The organism is Enorma phocaeensis, assembly GCF_016901575.1.
Lineage (GTDB): Bacteria > Actinomycetota > Coriobacteriia > Coriobacteriales > Coriobacteriaceae > Limicola > Limicola phocaeensis_A.
The window spans coordinates 1-15,116 of sequence record NZ_JACJKQ010000011.1 but is presented as its reverse complement, the minus strand read 5'-3'; the positions used below and the strand labels follow the sequence as shown (position 1 = coordinate 15,116).

Below are 15,116 nucleotides of genomic sequence, written 5' to 3'. Positions count from 1 at the left end.
AGCGCAGCAAACAACCTGGACGCAGCGCCGCAGCCGGGAGCGACCGGAACCAGAGGCCGCCTGCGCCCCCGAAAGAGGCCGGGGGGCGCAGGCAGGCACAGGACCGATGGCGCCCCCTAGCGCACCTTGATGGCGCCGCGGTCGCAGCGGTTGCCCCAGGAGTCGATGAGCTCCTGGTCGCGGTAGACGCACACGATCTCGCAGTGGTTTGCGCAATGCCCGCAGACCACCTCGCGCGTGCGGAACTCGAAGTCGTCGATGTCGAAGCGGAACGGCTCGTCGCGCATCTTCGGCGCATCGGCAGCCAGCAGCGCCGCGCCGAAGCAGCCCATGAGGTGGCCGTCGGGGTCGACGATGACCTTCTTGCCCAGCGCCTTCTCAAACGCGTCGACCACGCCCACGTTCTTGGAGACGCCGCCCTGGAACACCACGGGGCTCTCGATCTTCTTGCCCTTGCCGACGTTGTTGAGGTAGTTGGTCGCGACCGCGCGGCACAGCCCGGCGATGACGTCCTTCTTCTCATAGCCGACCTGCAGCTTGTGCACGAGGTCGCTCTCGGCGAACACCGTGCAGCGGGCGGCGATGTTCGCCGGCTTCTCGGAGGTGAGGGCGATCTCGCCAAACTCCTCGACCTCGACGCCCAGGCGATGCGCCTGGCTCGACAGGAACGAGCCCGTGCCCGCGGCGCAGAGCGTGTTCATGGCGTAGTCCACGGCGATGCCGTTCTCGATGCAGATGATCTTGGAGTCCTGGCCGCCGATCTCGAGGATGGTGCGGACGTCGGGATGCAAGAAGGTGGTGCCCACCGCATGGGCGGTGATCTCGTTTTTCACCACCTGGGCGTCGAGCATGGCGCCCACCAGGCGGCGGGCGGAGCCCGTCGTTCCGATGGACATGACCTCGACCTCGTCAAGGTCGATCTGCGAGCGGAGGTCATCGACCACGCGTCGGACCGCGCCCGAGGGGTCGCCCTCGGTCCAGAGGTACGAGCGGGCGATGATCTTCTTGTCTGGTCCGATCACCACGCCCTTCGTGGAAATCGAGCCCGTATCGATGCCAAGATATGCCTTCATGAGCAAAAACCTTTCCCGTAAATCCGCGGCGCCTCGGCGCCGCGGCGTCGTGTGCGAGCAACAAGCGCCTCGAAGCGCCGCCCGAGCTGCGGGCGCGGACGCCCGCCGGCCATGCCGGGGGCGGCAGCCGTCGGAAACGCCCGCGGCCCCGGCAGCCTTCGGCGCCGACGCCTCCCCTAGCGCACCTTCTTCATGGCGATCATGTCGTAGAAGGCCTCGAGACGCGTGTCCAAGCCGGCATCCGAGGTCTGCGTGTCGAAGGTGAGGAACAGCACCGGTACGTGGTAGTCGCGCGACAGGCGCTGCAGGACCGGCATGACGTCGATCTCGGGCGTGCAGCCGGCGGACTTGATATGGACGATGCCGTCGTAGCCGGCCTCGGCGTAGCGCTTCGCCGCCGCGATGTTGAACGTGGAGGTCGGCCCCATGTCGTAGGTGCTGTACTCGGAGATGCTCGCCTGCGCCGCATCGATGTTGAAGTGCAGGTTGAACGCCGAGATCGACATGGCGTTGGAAAGCTCCACCCCCATGTCCAGCAGCTTCTGCTCAAGGTTGAGGCAGCTCGTGGGGTCCTGGGCGGTGTAGTACTCGCCCACGATGCCCACGCGCACGGGGTCCGCCGGCTTCTTGGTCGCCAGCGCGTCGAGCGCGTCCATGGAGCGACGGAACCCGTCCTCGATGTCGGAGTTCGTCTTCGCCGCGTTCATGGACGAGATGAACTCCTTGCGCACGCGCTGGAAGGACCCCGGCTCGACCTCGAACCCGGCGTTTGCCAGGTAGCGGTCCCTGAACGCATCGATGTGCTCGACCATGCGGTAGGCGCCGAGCAGGTTTTTCACCCCATGGGCGACCGACAGGTTGGGGTTCACCACCTTTTTGCAGTACGCGATGTAATCTCGCATCTTGCCCGAGGCCACATAGGAGAAGTTGAGCATCTGGAAGTCGGTGTAGCCCGCATCGCGCAGGATCATCTCCTGCAGCTCGCCGTAATAGTTGAGGCGGCAGAAGCCCGTCACCTGCACGAGGACGTCCGCCCCCTGCTCGAGCGCCGCGGCGTAGTCACCGATGATGTGCTTGAACGGCGTGCACACGTAGTCGGCGCTCATCTCCTCGCCGCGCTTGATCGTGGCGCGCGTCGGGGTGGGCGTGGGCACGAAGTCGGCATCGAGCACCTGCTCGGTGAAGTACTTGAACGCCGGCTCGTAGTTGCGGAAATGGAAGAACGACACCTTGCGGCGCGAGTGACGATCGCGCTTGGGGCGCTTGCCGGTAAAGAACAGCGGGCGCGGCTTGCCCTCGCGCATGACGATGCGCCCGCGCTCCTCGGCGGGACGCTTGACGCGGGGCTCGCCGACGCCCTGCTCGGGCTGCGACTGGAAACTACGCATTGAGGTACCCGCCCTTCTTCTGGTAGGAAAGGATGTCCACGAAGCTCTCGACGCGCGTCTCCACGCCGGCCGTGCCCGCCTGGGCGTCCACGGTCAGCGTGAGGATGGGCTTGCCCTTGATGCAGCGCTCGATGGCGTCGTCGCACATGGAGTCGGGGCCGCACGGATAGGCGCTCATGAGCACGATGCCGTCGATATGCTCGTGCAGCATGAGAATCGAACCGATGAGCTCGCGGTTGACGATCCAGGGAATGGAGTGCGAGAAGTCGTAGCTGCGCTTGAGCGCGCGGGAGCGGTCGGTCTCGTCGGCGAACAGCACGCACGCCCCCTGCTCGCGCAGGGCGTCCTCGACGACGCCGCCGACGAAGGGGTCGTGGCTCACATAGGGGTGCGCGGCGATGAGGATCGTGAGCGGACGCTCGGCCTCCGGAAGCTTGGAGAGGCCCTTCACGAGCTTTTCCTGCTCGCGCGCCATGGATGCGTCGTAGGCGCGCTGGGCGTCTGCCGCGGCCTTGTAGGCGCGCTTCGCCTCTTTGCGCGAGGCGCCGAAACGCGCCGCGAGGCCAAGGTAGGCGTCCTCCTCGGCGTCGCCCTTGGGCTCGTCGATGCGGAACGAGATCACGCGGACGCGCCTGCCCGCGACGATGAAGGCGTTCTCGGCAAGGTCGGGCAGCGCCTGGAATTTGGTGCAGAACGTCTCGAAGCGGCCATAGCTCATGAGGCTGGGCACGAACACGGCGTCGACGCCCTCGTCGACCAGGGCGGAGACATGCCCCAAGAACAGCTTCGAGGCGAGGCAGCACTCGTCGACCGACAGGTGGTCCCCCGTCTCAAGGGTGGCGCGGTCGGAGGGCGCATCGAGCACGACCTCGCAGCCCAGCTGCTCGAAGAAGGTGCGCCAGGCGATACCATAGCGATAATACAGAAGCGCGCGGGGGATGCCCACGCGGCGTACGTCGGCGAGATCGGCGCGCCGGCCAAACTCCAGTGACACAGATTCCTCCTTTTCTCAATAAGCGTCTATTCTACTCCCGAAACGAACGAGGCGAACCAGATTGTCACAAGCGCCACAGTCGAGCGACATGGCAGAAATGCCTGCTACGCGCCGCGAGCTGCCCCAAGATGAGGAAACTGCATACTATCAGGCCTAAAATGAATACGATTGGAAGTGGGAAACCCCTGCTTGAAAGCATTTCTCGCGTGCAAGCATGATTTTGTGCAAAAAATCGATTTGTCGGTCGCCGGAAGCCAGTATGCATGACAAGGCTCAATTTTATAACCCCCTTTATTGGCGGAAGAGGCCCTCCGCACGTATGCATGGAGGCTCTACGAAGCGCCCGATGACCGACAAATCGATTTTTTGCACAGATCCACGTGAAATTCGAAATGAACCGCTCTAGACACTCGATTAACAATGCATAAATGTGCCCGCATTTCCCCTGTGTGCTGTATATTGCCTGGACAGCAGCCCCTAGAGTGCGAAGCCGCCAGCGGCCAAGCACCCGGAAACGAAGGCTCGCCCTATGCGGGCGGGCGGCGCCGACACCCTTCGGGACACGCGTGCGACCGGAGCCCTCTCAAGACTGGGTGGCGACGTTGCACGCGACGACCACGGCAAAAAGAACGAGCAGGCCGATGCCGTAGACCTTGAGATCGTCTTTCCAGGTACGAGATGCAATCGCGGGGAAGCGGGCATAGAGCCGGCGCTTGTCGAGGGCGAGGTAGGCGCCCCCGACGCAGGCGGGATAGATGAAGCCAAACGCGAGCACGACGAGGTACCACATGGGCTGTCCGACGTTGTTGCCCGTCGGGTGCTGAACCGCATCCGCCAGCGCCGGAAGCAGCAGCACGCACAACGCGATGAGGAAGGCGTTGCGAAGCCTGCCGGCGCGCACCCCGCGCCGTGACGAACGCGCCGAGCCCGTCTCCGGCGGCGTCGGGACGCCTGCGGCATGCGCCGGACCGGCAGCCGAGGCCGTGGCCGCGACATCGCCAAGCGCCCGGCGTGGCGCACGTGCGCCACAAGACGATGGCCCCTCCCCCTTTGCCAGCGCACCCATAACGGCGTCGCGCATGGCGAGGGCGCTCGGGTACCGGTCGCTCGGGTCGAACGAGCATGCGACCAAGACCACGCGCGCAAGCTTTCCGGGCACGCCGGCGGCGGAGAGCGCCTCTGCGGTCGGCTGGCCTTGAGGCTCCTTCCCCGTGAGACAAAACCACAGCACCATGCCCAGCGCATAGACATCGCTGCGCACGTCGGTCTGGCCAAAGCCGAACTGCTCGGGTGGCGCATAGGCGCGCGTCCCCAACCGGACGGTGTCGGCGCGAGCGTCCGCGCGATGCCTGCGCGCGATGCCCAGATCGATCAGCGTCACGGCATGCGGCGACACCACGATGTTTTGTGGCTTGATATCGCGATGGATGACAGGCGGGGTCGACCCGTGCAGCTCCGCGACCGCTTCGCACAGCCTCGGCATGACCCGCGCAGCAAGCTCCGTCGATGCGCCCTCGCGGGCGACGTAGCCATCAAGCGTCTCGCCCGGAACATACTCCAGCACCACGACGAGCTCGGAGGCGGTCTTATAGCAGTCGATAACGCGCGGCAGATGCTGCAGATGGTCGCCCGCGCGCTCGCGTCGATAGAGCTCCTCGTAGACGTCGCCCAGCCCTTGGCACCGCGGCAGACGCTTGCGCACGAACGGCCCCATGCTGGCGCCGTTGACGCCTTCGAACGCAACGAGCTCGGTTGTTCCACACGCCGGGTCGCTCGAGCGGCTGAGCCTGCGCAGCACCCGATAGCAATCGTCGCGGCGCAGCGCCTCGAGGTAGGCGTCGAGTTCCTGCTCGACGTCGTCGCCCGGGCTGTGGTATGTGGGGTCATTCGTATCCATGAGCCCATGGTATCAAACGGCGAGGACACCGATGCCGGGGCATGGCCTGGGAGGCTCGGCCGACCTTGGGGCGGCCGCGGGCGAGCGCGGCACGCGAAGCGCCGCGGCGCTAAGACCCGAGCGTGTCCTCGTGGAAGCGATAGAGCTGCTCGTCGACCTGCTGCAGCCCAAGCCCACGGTCGATGCAGAACAGAATGATGGCGTCGCGGCGGTCCTTGCAGTACAGCTCGTTGACGCCGGCGGCCTTGAGCAGGCGGTTCGTCTCGGTGAGGTCGCATCCCATGGCCAGCGCGAGCTGCAGCACCTTGTCGCGCGAGGGATTGCGCTGGCCCTTGAAGATCTGGTAGCCGAAGGTCTCGTTGATGCCCGCCGCCCGAACGACGTCGGCGCGGCGGAGCCCCTTGGCTTCCAGCAGCCGGTTGAGGTAGTCCGAAAGGCTGCGGTGCGTGATGTTGTGGGCATCGGTGAAGTCGATCGGCGTCGGCGAGGAGATGAGCTCCCGCAGAAGCTCGTCGGTCAAGGGCTCCTCATCCGACCGGGGTCCCTCCCCCGCTGCGTCGCGCCCCATCGTCCACCTCCCCGTGCCAAAAGAACGCATCGTCTCTCTCTGCCTATGGTATCCAACCGGTTCCTCTTGCGCACCCGTGACCGGGCGCGCGTCTCTCGCGCTCGGTCACGGTTTCTGTCCTCGCTATGCGGATGCGCCGAGCCCGCCTTTCTGCGCGGCATGATGCTACGCGATCGCCCAGCTTGCCGCGGGGGAATCTGCAAACACGTTGCCAAAGTAGAGCGCCATCACCGTATCGCCGGCGAAATAGATGTTGCCCGTCACGCTGCCGCCGGCGTCGAGGGTGCCGTAGGAGAGCTCGTTGGTGCCGTCGGCATAGTAGGTGCTCGACTCCTGGGCGCCCTGGCCGTCCTGGCCCTTCCAGTCATACGAGTTATAGTCGGCGCCGGCGTCGCCGTTGTTCACGTAGGTCACCTGGATGCCGACCACCGAGGACCCGTCATAGTTGACAAGTCCCGTCTGGACCGCGTCGACCGTCACCGAAAGGCCGTTCTCGAGCTCCACGGACGTCCCTACGGCGAGGTTCGTGAACTCCTGAGCGTCCCCCACGTCCGAGGTGGCGGGAGCCTCGGCGTCGGCATCATCGCCCAGAGCCGTCGCGGTGCTCGCAGCCGGCGCATCAAGCGCGTCGTCGATTGCGGCGCCATACATGCTCTGCGTCCCCAGCACGATGGCGATCGAGACGATGTTGGCCACCAGGGCGGCAATTGCCAGCCCCTTGCCCGCCTTCTTCTTGCGCATGGTTCCCACCATGGCGACGACCGAGAAGACCAGGCCCACGGCCCCGACGATGAAGGCGAAGTTGTTCACGATGGGAACCCACGAGATGATGATTGCGATGATGCCGAGAACCAAGCCGACAATCGCTGCCGCCGAGCGCGGCTGCTGTGCAGCGTCAGACATTACGACCGCTTCCTCTCTTCCAAGAAGCTCCTGGCACTTCAGGCGAGCTTCTCCCTGCTATCCGACACGCTCAGCATAGGGATTTGAGAAGAAGGATTCATTAGCTCCGAGCTAATGACGGCGTGGCGCGGCGGCCCTAGAACAGGCAGCGCTCGATGATGTCTTTTCCCCGAAGCCCTGAGAGCCACCCGCCCGGGATCCCCTCGACGCCGTAGGCGATGCCCGCGAGCGCGCCGGCAACGGCCGCCGTGGTGTCCGTGTCGTCCCCGAGGTTGACCGCGCGCAGCACGCACTCCTCGTAGGACCCCGAGACCGCAAGGCACCAGAGCGCGGCGCAGTACGTGTCCCGCACGAAGCCTCCGGAGCGGAGGTCCTTCTCGCTGGCGGCGAGAAGGACCTCGAGGTCCGGAATCGCCTCCGCCGGCGAGGCGCCGGCTGCGAGCGCGCGCATCACGTGCACCATGTCCACGCAGGCACCGGTTGAGACGGGATGCGCGTGCGTGATGGCCGAGACCGCGCGGACCTCGTCGTCCGTGGCATCCGTGAAGGCGAGCGGCGCGATGCGCATGAGCGAGCCGTTGCCGTTGTCGCGCTCGCCCGCACAGCCCGTGCCGGCGGCGAGCGCGCGGGCCGTGGTGTTGCCGTAGTCAAAGACCACGCCGTCGATGGCGTAGGCGCCGTCCTCGATCCACGCACGGAACCTCGAGAGCATATCACCTGTGTCCACGCGCCCGCACGCCCGGATGCTGTCGCAGGTGGCGAGCGTCATGCTCGTGTCGTCCGACCAGGTGCCCGCCGGCCTGCCGTGCGTGCCGTGGCCGACCATCCCCGTGCAGGTGAAGGTCCCCCGCGGGCGGAACTCATACGGCACGCCGAGCGCGTCGCCCACGGCAAGGCCATAGATCGCGTCACGAAGCGCTGGCATGTGTTCCTCCCTCCCCCGGGGCCGGCTGCAGCAGCTCGTGCAGGTACCCGAGGAACTCGTCCGGTCCCTCCGGCGGGCAGTGGCCGATGACGAAGGTCTCCGGTGCCGGGTCCAGGCCCTCTATCGTGGCGAGAAGCGCGCGCAGCCGCGCGGGGTCGAGGCGGCAGACGGACGGGTCGTCGCCGGAGTCGTAGTCCTCGCAGAAACAGTCGCCCACGAAGAGGGTGCGCTCCTCGGGGACGTAGACGAGCGTCGAGTCGTTGGTGTGGGGCGCGTCCGTGGCAATCAGGCGGGCCGTCACGCCGCCGAGGTCGACCTCGAGCTCGCCCTCGAACTCGAGGTCGGCGGTCACGACGGCGGGGTCCTCCCCGGGCGGAAACTCCTCGGCAAAGCCCTGGGCCGAGCGGATGTCCGCACGACGCGGGTCGGCCGGGTCCAAGAGAATCCCACGCGCCTCGAGCAGATGCTCGTTCGTCTCTTTCCGGGCGACCGTGAGACCTGCCACGGCGCCCATGCCAAAGCTGTGGTCCCAGTGCCAGTGCGTGAGCGCGGTGAGGTCGGGCAGCGGGAGGCCCGCCGAGACGAGCTCGCGGTAGAAGTCCTCGACGTGGCGCGGCGAGTAGCCCGCGTCGACGGCGAGGGCGAGGCGGTCCCCGCGCACGAGCGCCAGCACGGGACGGTCAAGCTCCTCGACGTGCGGGAGATAGGATATGCGCTCTGACAGACGAACGAGCGACATGGGCGCCTCCTTGCGTACTTGCCCGAAGTGGTCGACCCACCCCGAGACGGCTCTAAAGAAGTTGATCGAAGCTTCCTTTGTCGATGCTGATCCTCATGTTACCGACAGTCCGCCCAAAACCAAACGAGTCGCTGGGCCAGATAACGCTTTGCAGGCCGCTGAACGAGGACGGGCTGGGGCGCATGGGCTTCACCGGGGATTGGCAACGTTGCCCGATCTGGGCCCCTTGGTTGACTGGTGGCAAGTGACATCCAAACCCATCGTACTACCGCAGCCATCTTGAACGCTTGCCGCCCTAAGGGATCCCTATGATCGTGACGTAGCAGGACATGTCCACGACAAAAACCCGAGCGCCGTCACCCAGCCTCGCGCGAGAATCCAGATCAGGTTGAATAGCACGCTCAGGCAGCCCATGGCCACCTCCAGTCAGGCGAGCCGAACGTGAGGAGCGTACTCACACAAACGGCGAGAAGAACCCGCGGTCAGCAGGTTCTTCTCGCCGACGCTACCTGGCGGCCCTGGCCTTGCGCGCCTTCCAGACCTGGTAGAGGATGTCCTTAAGGGCGAGCATCATGGTCTCCCCTTCCTGCGGCCTCTTGCATCACGGAAGATTATCCCGGCCCGCGCGGGGCGGCGCCACCAACGGAGAGCGGCATTTTCGCACGGAAAGGTAACGGGCGCGCATTCGCCTACCGTCTCCGCGCCCGCACGTCCGCGTCGAGCCCCGCGCGCCACGCGTCGCCCAACGCCGCGCTGGACGGGCACGCGCGCGCCTCTGCCACCGCGCACGCCACCGCCTCGTAGAGCACCTCGGTCCCGCGTCCGTCCGCCACGTAGTCCGCCGCGCGCTCGGGTGCGATGCCCAGGCTCGACGCCTCCGCCGCGGCGTCGATGTTGGCGCCGATGAACAGAAACTCCCAGCCCTCCTTCCGGCGCTTCTCGATCATACCCTTGACCTGCGGGTACGTGTAGCGACGGCTCGCGTTCTCCTGGCCGTCGGTGGTGATGACGAAAAGCACCCTGTCCGCCTCGTAGCCTGCGGGCTGCACCTTCTGGACCAAATCGACGTGCCTGATGGCGCCGCCCACGGCGTCGAGCAGCGCCGTGCACCCATAGCACTCGTAGTCGCGCCTCGTGAGCCGGGGCACCTCGCGGATGTCGAGCCGGTCGTGCAGGACGCGCGAGCCGTCCGAGAAGAGCACCGTGGACACCACGGCCTCCCCCGGCTCCTCTCGGTTCTTCTCGATGAGGCTGTTGAAGCCGCCGATCGTGTCGGCCTCGAGCCCCGTCATCGACCCGCTCGCATCCAGGATGAAGACGATCTCTGTGCGCATTGCTGCCTCCTCTGTCGCAGTCCACCTGACGACCCAAAGGCTACGCGGAGACGCCGGCGCGAAGGTAAACCGCCGGGCGACATTTGCCGGGTGCGGGTGCCTACGCCTACTGCGAGCCGAGCAGCGGCTGGTCAAAGGCGAAGAGCGCCTCGTTCACGGTCATGACGTCGTGAACGCCGCGCGCGAGGTAGAACTCGACGATCACGTCGAACTTGCTGCTGTGCGAGAGCATGAGCCCGGCGTGGGCGAGAAGCTCCTGCGTCTGCGGTAGGGTGAGGCCGAGGGCGAGCGCGAGCGCCACCGCCGTGGGCTTGCTCGGCCGGTAGTCCGGCTTGGATCGGATCTTGGAGAAGAGCTGCCGGCTGAGGTTTGCCCGGCGATAGACCTCGGCGTCGGCAAGGCCGCGTTCGTCAATCAGGGCGAACAGGGCCTCCGAGAAGGAGGCATCCAAGTGCGCCAGACACTCGGCAAGCTCGTCGGGTGTCCCCAGACCGCCGTCGATGGTGGCGGGCGCGGCGAGGGGCGCCGCCGCGATGGGGCGCGCCTCGGGAGCGCAGAGCTCCCGGAGCTCGGCGGAGCGGTCGCGCAGGTGCGGGCTGCCGTCCACGTACGCGTCGTCCACGCACTCGCGCAGCTCTCCCAGAAGGGCCACGCCCTGCGCCACCACGTCGCGCGTGAAGACGACGAGCGTCACCTCCACGTCCGGGTGGTCGTCGAGAAACGCCGACGCCTCCGCCCGCGCCACGTCGAGCGCCTCGCGCACGGGGTAGCCGAAGATGCCGGCAGATATGAGGGGGAAGGCCACCGATGCTGCACCCAGGCGCGCCACCTCGGCAAACACACTGCGATAGCAGCTCTGCAGGAGCTCCCTCTCGCCATGCGTCCCGCCGCGCCAGATGGGTCCCACCGCATGGACCACCCAGCGGCACGGCAGGTCGAAGCCCGGCGTTGTCACCGCCGAGCCTGTGGGGCAGTGACCAATCTTCGCGCACGCGGCCGCCATCCTGCCCGCGCCCGCACCGGAAAAGATCGCCCCGCAGACCCCTCCCCCGGCGGCGAGCCGCTCGTTGGCGGCGTTGACAAGCACGTCGGCGCGCACGCGCGCGATGTCGTTGCGAACGATGGAAAACGGCATGGCAACCTCCCGTTGAGCCGGCGCAAACCTTACCCGCGCACACCCTCGTAATGCGTCCACATGCGGACCACCTTGACGGTCCCCTCGTAGCTCGTGCCGCCATGGTTGACTGGCTTCGCGTCGACAGAGTAGGCAAGGCGATGCCAGATGCTAATGCGGCGCGAGTAGAGCCCGGCGAGGCTCCCGACGAGCCCTTCATAGGCCGGCGGGGTCCCAAAGGGGTCGGCACGCACGACCTCAACAAGGCGCTTGGCCTTCCCTTCCAGCCCCGCCGTCTTGAGGTTCTTGGCATCCTTCGCGGCCTGCATGGAACTACTCCCCCACCAATGCAAGGAAATCGTCGACCGAGAGCGCTGCCACGGGAGCGTGACGCAGGAGCGCCTCATCACTTGTCACGAGGAAATCCGCCTTTGCACGCTGCACGGCAGCAAGCACGAGGCAATCCTCGAAGTCCTCGTGGATACGCTGGTACTTTCGGGCGAGCCAGATGTCCGAGGAGTCTGCACCCACGGCCGTTGCCACCTCACCCATGTTCGCCACGCATGCCGCCGCATAAGCGGATATCGCACGCGCCTGCCTTTCGGAGAGCACCCCTCCCGCCGCCCGCGCCTGTCGCTTGAGCGAGGCCCCAACGAGGTAGTACACGTCCTTTGCCGTGCCGACCGCAAAGAGCAGGTCGATCCCCTTGTGAATGCAGGCGTCGATCAGCTCGTTCGCCGCACGAGAGCGCGACCGCGCGCCGTCGAACGCGTCGAGCCAGACGTTGGTATCAAGAAGAACGCGCGACGGCTGTGACATCTACGCCTCCCTTTCCAGGCGCTCGCCGTACCAGTCCTCGCGAAGGTTATCCCAAGACGGGAGGTCCGCTTCGGTCTTATTGGAAATGCCAAGCTCGCCAGCCGTCTGCGCGTACTGGGACCGCAGGTCGGCGATTGCGGCCGCTTTCCTGGCAACCTCATCGGAAAGCACGGCTGACGCATTTGGCTCGAGGACCTCGCGCACGGCAGCTGCGTCGTCCTGGTGATCGACCACAAACCGCCAAAGACCGCGCACGGCTGCCGATGGCGAGTATCCAAGACGCGCGAGCACGGCATCCCCGGCCTCCTTGAGCGCTGGGTCTATGCGCGTGTTCATCTGCGTCTGACGTGCCTGCGACGCCACGGTTGTTCCCGGCATCTCCATCACCTCGCTTAGATGTATAGCAGTATAGCACATAGCGATGGGCACGCAGTCCACGCCGGTCCTCGCGATGGTGTTGAGGCGTCCTTGCGGAGCGAGGCAACGCTGATCGGGGCCATGGCACTTCCTTGCGCGCGCTGTTGCGTGCTCACCCAATAATGAGTAAGAACACAACCAGAACGCCGATGAGAACCATCAGGCAGCCGCAACCACAGCCGCAGCCGCCGCGCCCACCGCGGTCCCCTTCGCCGCTCAGGAGTGGGCGCACCCCGTAATACGTAAAGGCACGCTCCGGCATCGACCAGTGGCCGTCCCGGTCGAAATCAAACGGGTTACCCATCTCGTCTAGAGAATGGTCTCGGTTTGCACGCCAGACAAGGGACACCTGGGCCCTATCTGCCGCACAATCGCCAGCAATCCGTCTGTCCGCACGACCGTGTGAGCACCGCTTTTCATGACTACCTCCTCGACTCGTCCTGGCCTTGTTCCCATAGTAACCAAGCGTCCGGACAACAATTGGCCACGACCCTCGGGGATGAAGCTATTGCCAGCCAGGATGCCGCAGATCAAAGACGCTTGCCGTTGATTCCATCCATGACGCGCTTGATCTTCTCGCGCTCGTCTTTGGTGAAGTTCTTGAACGGGTCTTTGGGATCGAACTCGACGGTATCGCCAATAAGCCACTTGTCACGCTCGTCAGCCGTCATCTCCGCTATGACCGACATCGGCGTTAAGGGCTTCTACTCTCCTTGTGCCATTTCTATTCCCGTTCTCGCTAATCAGAGCCGCAAACGCGACTCCTCTTGACGCGTCGTTTCTGCCAAGCTCCATTTTAATCTCGCCGAATACTTCGTTTCACCTTTTATGTGCCCATCGGGATTAACTGGCTCGATGAAAGAGATGCTTCCATCGTGATGCGCGACCACGTGATATGCAACGCAGCCAACCCTAACCGTTATCAGAACGTCCTCAAGCGATGAGAGGCCGCTTCCGAAATGGCTGTGAAAGTTTGTCTACCGGATAGGACGCCGCTGCTCCAAAACCAGAAAACACCCGGCATGGCTGGTCAGACCTGGTCAAATCTGGTCATACCTGGTCACAGTCGGTCACTGGCGGACACGACCCGCGCTCCATGTCATCGCGGATGAGTCTGCGCACGTAGGCCGAGAACGGCTCGTCAATGGACTCAACCCATTCGACGAGATCGGCGTCCTTCGGGTAGAACCGCACCTGCTTCTGAACGACCTTCTCTCGCACGTACTTCGCCGTAGCCCGCCTCTGGGCCTCGGACGCCGGCATGTTACTCGCCCCGCCTGTCGCGGGCAGCACGCCAGATGCGGAAGCAGACGAACGAAGTCGCGGCGGCGATGATGAATGTCCTCATTCCATTCCCCTCCTCTGGGGTAGACTGGTGGTGAGGGACCGGTCTCCCGGCCCCCTTTCCTTAAGGCTTCTTGCTGTGCTTTCCGGGCGGACGAGGAGCCTTTCTCTTTATCGCCTCGACTTCCTCGTCAAGGAGCTTGCCGACGGCAACTCCTATTAAGGTGATGATGAGGCCTCTCTTGAAGTCTTCCAATTCGATCACCTCCCCTCTCGACGCCTTCTATTATATATGCTATCCCATATATAATAGAGGAGGTTTTCCAAGGCAATCGCATTAATTACTATCATTCGGCCATGCCGTCACCATCCATGGTCCTAGCGATTCCGTAGGTGTCGGCGGCATCGATCGCGACGTCAGCGTACCTGCGCGCAGCCTTCTCAGACATCCCACACTCGCGTGCGACACCATCCCATGACTCCCCTGCGCAGTAGCGCCAGAAGAGCACGTCGACGTATGCCGAGCCGAGGAGCGCGATAGAATACCAGTCAGGATGCCGCTGCTCCAAAACGGACATCAGCTCCATCCAGCAGACGTACCAGTTTGATTACCAGTCAGGATGCCACTGCTCCAAAACCGAGGGCCTTTTTTCATGCCGATATGCGCCGTTTGATTACCAGTCAGGATGCCGCTGCTCCAAAACACCATGCCGGCGAGCACGTCCCACTTCTGGTTTGATTACCAGTCAGGATGCCACTGCTCCAAAACAGCAGACACTCGATGTATCCGCTATCCTCCGTTTGATTACCAGTCAGGATGCCACTGCTCCAAAACCTTCGAGTGGGAGGGCCTGCCGCCTGAAATGTTTGATTACCAGTCAGGATGCCACTGCTCCAAAACCAAAGCCTAGGATTGTATGTGGTCTGAGGAGTTTGATTACCAGTCAGGATGCCACTGCTCCAAAACGTGCACGGCGCCATGAGGCGCACGATGGCCGTTTGATTACCAGTCAGGATGCCACTGCTCCAAAACCTCGACGCTAAAGAAAGGCCACATGTTACCGTTTGATTACCAGTCAGGATGCCACTGCTCCAAAACACGCGCGGTGTTTCGAGGCGCTTACTGGGGTTTGATTACCAGTCAGGATGCCACTGCTCCAAAACCACGACCCCGCTGACATCCCCACGCTCGAGTTTGATTACCAGTCAGGATGCCACTGCTCCAAAACGCGTGCAGCCTCCGCGAGAAGGGGCTGGAGTTTGATTACCAGTCAGGATGCCACTGCTCCAAAACACGGCGACGACGAGCCGGGCGAGTACGGGGGTTTGATTACCAGTCAGGATGCCACTGCTCCAAAACAAGTGGGCGCGGTTGTAGACGTCGCCCTCGGTTTGATTACCAGTCAGGATGCCACTGCTCCAAAACACGGCTGTCGACGCTTCGATCGGCGATCTCGTTTGATTACCAGTCAGGATGCCACTGCTCCAAAACCTTCGGGACACCGGGAGACGCATTGGAGAGTTTGATTACCAGTCAGGATGCCACTGTGTTATAAGCAAATGAAATTGTCACCCCTCGTTTTTTGATTCTGTCACCCCGCGACCCCCCGGTCCCCTAGCGTAGTCCTCAGCCGAAGGAGGACACATGGATAAGAGGACCA

16 protein-coding genes and 1 CRISPR repeat array are annotated in these 15,116 nt (G+C 64.3%); all 16 genes read right to left on the bottom strand.

Annotation, left to right across the window (positions count from 1 at the left end; all coding sequences use genetic code 11):
• Positions 1-116 precede the first annotated feature (116 nt).
• The 16 genes from H6A15_RS06845 to H6A15_RS10570 all read right to left on the bottom strand — a co-directional run bounded on the left by H6A15_RS06845 (position 117) and on the right by H6A15_RS10570 (position 13,711).
• Positions 117-1,073 carry an acyl-CoA dehydratase activase gene (locus H6A15_RS06845; protein WP_204673009.1) on the bottom strand — a complete coding sequence of 319 codons (957 nt, stop codon included), beginning with the start codon at positions 1,071-1,073 and terminating at the stop codon, positions 117-119.
• A gap of 176 nt (positions 1,074-1,249) precedes the next feature.
• Positions 1,250-2,461 carry a hypothetical protein gene (locus H6A15_RS06840; RefSeq protein WP_204673008.1) on the bottom strand — a complete coding sequence of 404 codons (1,212 nt, stop codon included), beginning with the start codon at positions 2,459-2,461 and terminating at the stop codon, positions 1,250-1,252.
• Entirely contained in the window at positions 2,454-3,455 is a 1,002-nt protein-coding gene (locus H6A15_RS06835) for an acyl-CoA dehydratase activase-related protein (RefSeq protein ID WP_342635829.1), read from the bottom strand. Before H6A15_RS06835 ends, H6A15_RS06840 begins: the two co-directional genes overlap by 8 nt.
• A gap of 583 nt (positions 3,456-4,038) precedes the next feature.
• Positions 4,039-5,352, bottom strand: coding sequence for a serine/threonine protein kinase (locus tag H6A15_RS06830; RefSeq protein ID WP_204673007.1), 1,314 nt, complete (start codon positions 5,350-5,352; stop codon positions 4,039-4,041).
• A 109-nt stretch (positions 5,353-5,461) separates the two neighbouring features.
• Positions 5,462-5,872 (bottom strand): helix-turn-helix domain-containing protein, encoded by a 411-nt coding sequence (locus H6A15_RS06825; RefSeq protein WP_239462433.1) that lies wholly within the window; start codon positions 5,870-5,872, stop codon positions 5,462-5,464.
• 213 nt (positions 5,873-6,085) lie between these two features.
• On the bottom strand, positions 6,086-6,823 hold the full coding sequence (locus H6A15_RS06820; RefSeq protein ID WP_204673005.1) for a DUF4190 domain-containing protein: 738 nt from the start codon (positions 6,821-6,823) through the stop codon (positions 6,086-6,088).
• A gap of 136 nt (positions 6,824-6,959) precedes the next feature.
• Positions 6,960-7,748 carry an ADP-ribosylglycohydrolase family protein gene (locus H6A15_RS06815; protein ID WP_204673004.1) on the bottom strand — a complete coding sequence of 263 codons (789 nt, stop codon included), beginning with the start codon at positions 7,746-7,748 and terminating at the stop codon, positions 6,960-6,962.
• Positions 7,732-8,487, bottom strand: a complete 756-nt coding sequence (locus H6A15_RS06810) for an MBL fold metallo-hydrolase (protein ID WP_204673003.1) — start codon at positions 8,485-8,487, stop codon at positions 7,732-7,734. Before H6A15_RS06810 ends, H6A15_RS06815 begins: the two co-directional genes overlap by 17 nt.
• Positions 8,488-9,176: 689 nt before the next feature.
• Positions 9,177-9,821, bottom strand: a complete 645-nt coding sequence (locus tag H6A15_RS06805) for a vWA domain-containing protein (RefSeq protein WP_204673002.1) — start codon at positions 9,819-9,821, stop codon at positions 9,177-9,179.
• A gap of 106 nt (positions 9,822-9,927) precedes the next feature.
• Positions 9,928-10,956: a macro domain-containing protein gene (locus H6A15_RS06800; RefSeq protein ID WP_204673001.1), complete on the bottom strand. Its 1,029-nt coding sequence runs from the start codon at positions 10,954-10,956 to the stop codon at positions 9,928-9,930.
• Positions 10,957-10,985: 29 nt separating this feature from the next.
• Entirely contained in the window at positions 10,986-11,264 is a 279-nt protein-coding gene (locus H6A15_RS06795) for a Txe/YoeB family addiction module toxin (protein ID WP_239462432.1), read from the bottom strand.
• Between the two features lie 4 nt (positions 11,265-11,268).
• Positions 11,269-11,754, bottom strand: coding sequence for a type II toxin-antitoxin system VapC family toxin (locus H6A15_RS06790; protein ID WP_204672999.1), 486 nt, complete (start codon positions 11,752-11,754; stop codon positions 11,269-11,271).
• A complete protein-coding gene (locus H6A15_RS06785) occupies positions 11,755-12,132 on the bottom strand; it encodes a type II toxin-antitoxin system RelB/DinJ family antitoxin (RefSeq protein WP_204672998.1) in 378 nt (125 codons plus the stop codon). It abuts the gene before it with no gap.
• Between the two features lie 569 nt (positions 12,133-12,701).
• Positions 12,702-12,860: a hypothetical protein gene (locus H6A15_RS06780; RefSeq protein WP_204672997.1), complete on the bottom strand. Its 159-nt coding sequence runs from the start codon at positions 12,858-12,860 to the stop codon at positions 12,702-12,704.
• 361 nt (positions 12,861-13,221) lie between these two features.
• Entirely contained in the window at positions 13,222-13,434 is a 213-nt protein-coding gene (locus H6A15_RS06775; protein WP_204672996.1) for a hypothetical protein, read from the bottom strand.
• Positions 13,435-13,579: 145 nt separating this feature from the next.
• On the bottom strand, positions 13,580-13,711 hold the full coding sequence (locus tag H6A15_RS10570) for a hypothetical protein (RefSeq protein WP_275060842.1): 132 nt from the start codon (positions 13,709-13,711) through the stop codon (positions 13,580-13,582).
• A 280-nt stretch (positions 13,712-13,991) separates the two neighbouring features.
• Positions 13,992-15,012: direct repeats of the CRISPR family, unit length 36 nt; unit sequence GTTTGATTACCAGTCAGGATGCCACTGCTCCAAAAC.
• Positions 15,013-15,116: the final 104 nt, after the last annotated feature.

Coding starts and splice junctions, on each gene's coding strand:
- H6A15_RS06780 (WP_204672997.1), bottom strand. CDS start 12,860: ATGTCGGTCATAGCGGAGATGACGGCTGACGAGCGTGACAAGTGGCTT.
- H6A15_RS06790 (WP_204672999.1), bottom strand. CDS start 11,754: ATGTCACAGCCGTCGCGCGTTCTTCTTGATACCAACGTCTGGCTCGAC.
- H6A15_RS06775 (WP_204672996.1), bottom strand. CDS start 13,434: ATGCCGGCGTCCGAGGCCCAGAGGCGGGCTACGGCGAAGTACGTGCGA.
- H6A15_RS06795 (WP_239462432.1), bottom strand. CDS start 11,264: ATGCAGGCCGCGAAGGATGCCAAGAACCTCAAGACGGCGGGGCTGGAA.
- H6A15_RS06785 (WP_204672998.1), bottom strand. CDS start 12,132: ATGCCGGGAACAACCGTGGCGTCGCAGGCACGTCAGACGCAGATGAAC.
- H6A15_RS06845 (WP_204673009.1), bottom strand. CDS start 1,073: ATGAAGGCATATCTTGGCATCGATACGGGCTCGATTTCCACGAAGGGC.
- H6A15_RS06815 (WP_204673004.1), bottom strand. CDS start 7,748: ATGCCAGCGCTTCGTGACGCGATCTATGGCCTTGCCGTGGGCGACGCG.
- H6A15_RS06830 (WP_204673007.1), bottom strand. CDS start 5,352: ATGGATACGAATGACCCCACATACCACAGCCCGGGCGACGACGTCGAG.
- H6A15_RS06800 (WP_204673001.1), bottom strand. CDS start 10,956: ATGCCGTTTTCCATCGTTCGCAACGACATCGCGCGCGTGCGCGCCGAC.
- H6A15_RS06805 (WP_204673002.1), bottom strand. CDS start 9,821: ATGCGCACAGAGATCGTCTTCATCCTGGATGCGAGCGGGTCGATGACG.
- H6A15_RS06820 (WP_204673005.1), bottom strand. CDS start 6,823: ATGTCTGACGCTGCACAGCAGCCGCGCTCGGCGGCAGCGATTGTCGGC.
- H6A15_RS06840 (WP_204673008.1), bottom strand. CDS start 2,461: ATGCGTAGTTTCCAGTCGCAGCCCGAGCAGGGCGTCGGCGAGCCCCGC.
- H6A15_RS06810 (WP_204673003.1), bottom strand. CDS start 8,487: ATGTCGCTCGTTCGTCTGTCAGAGCGCATATCCTATCTCCCGCACGTC.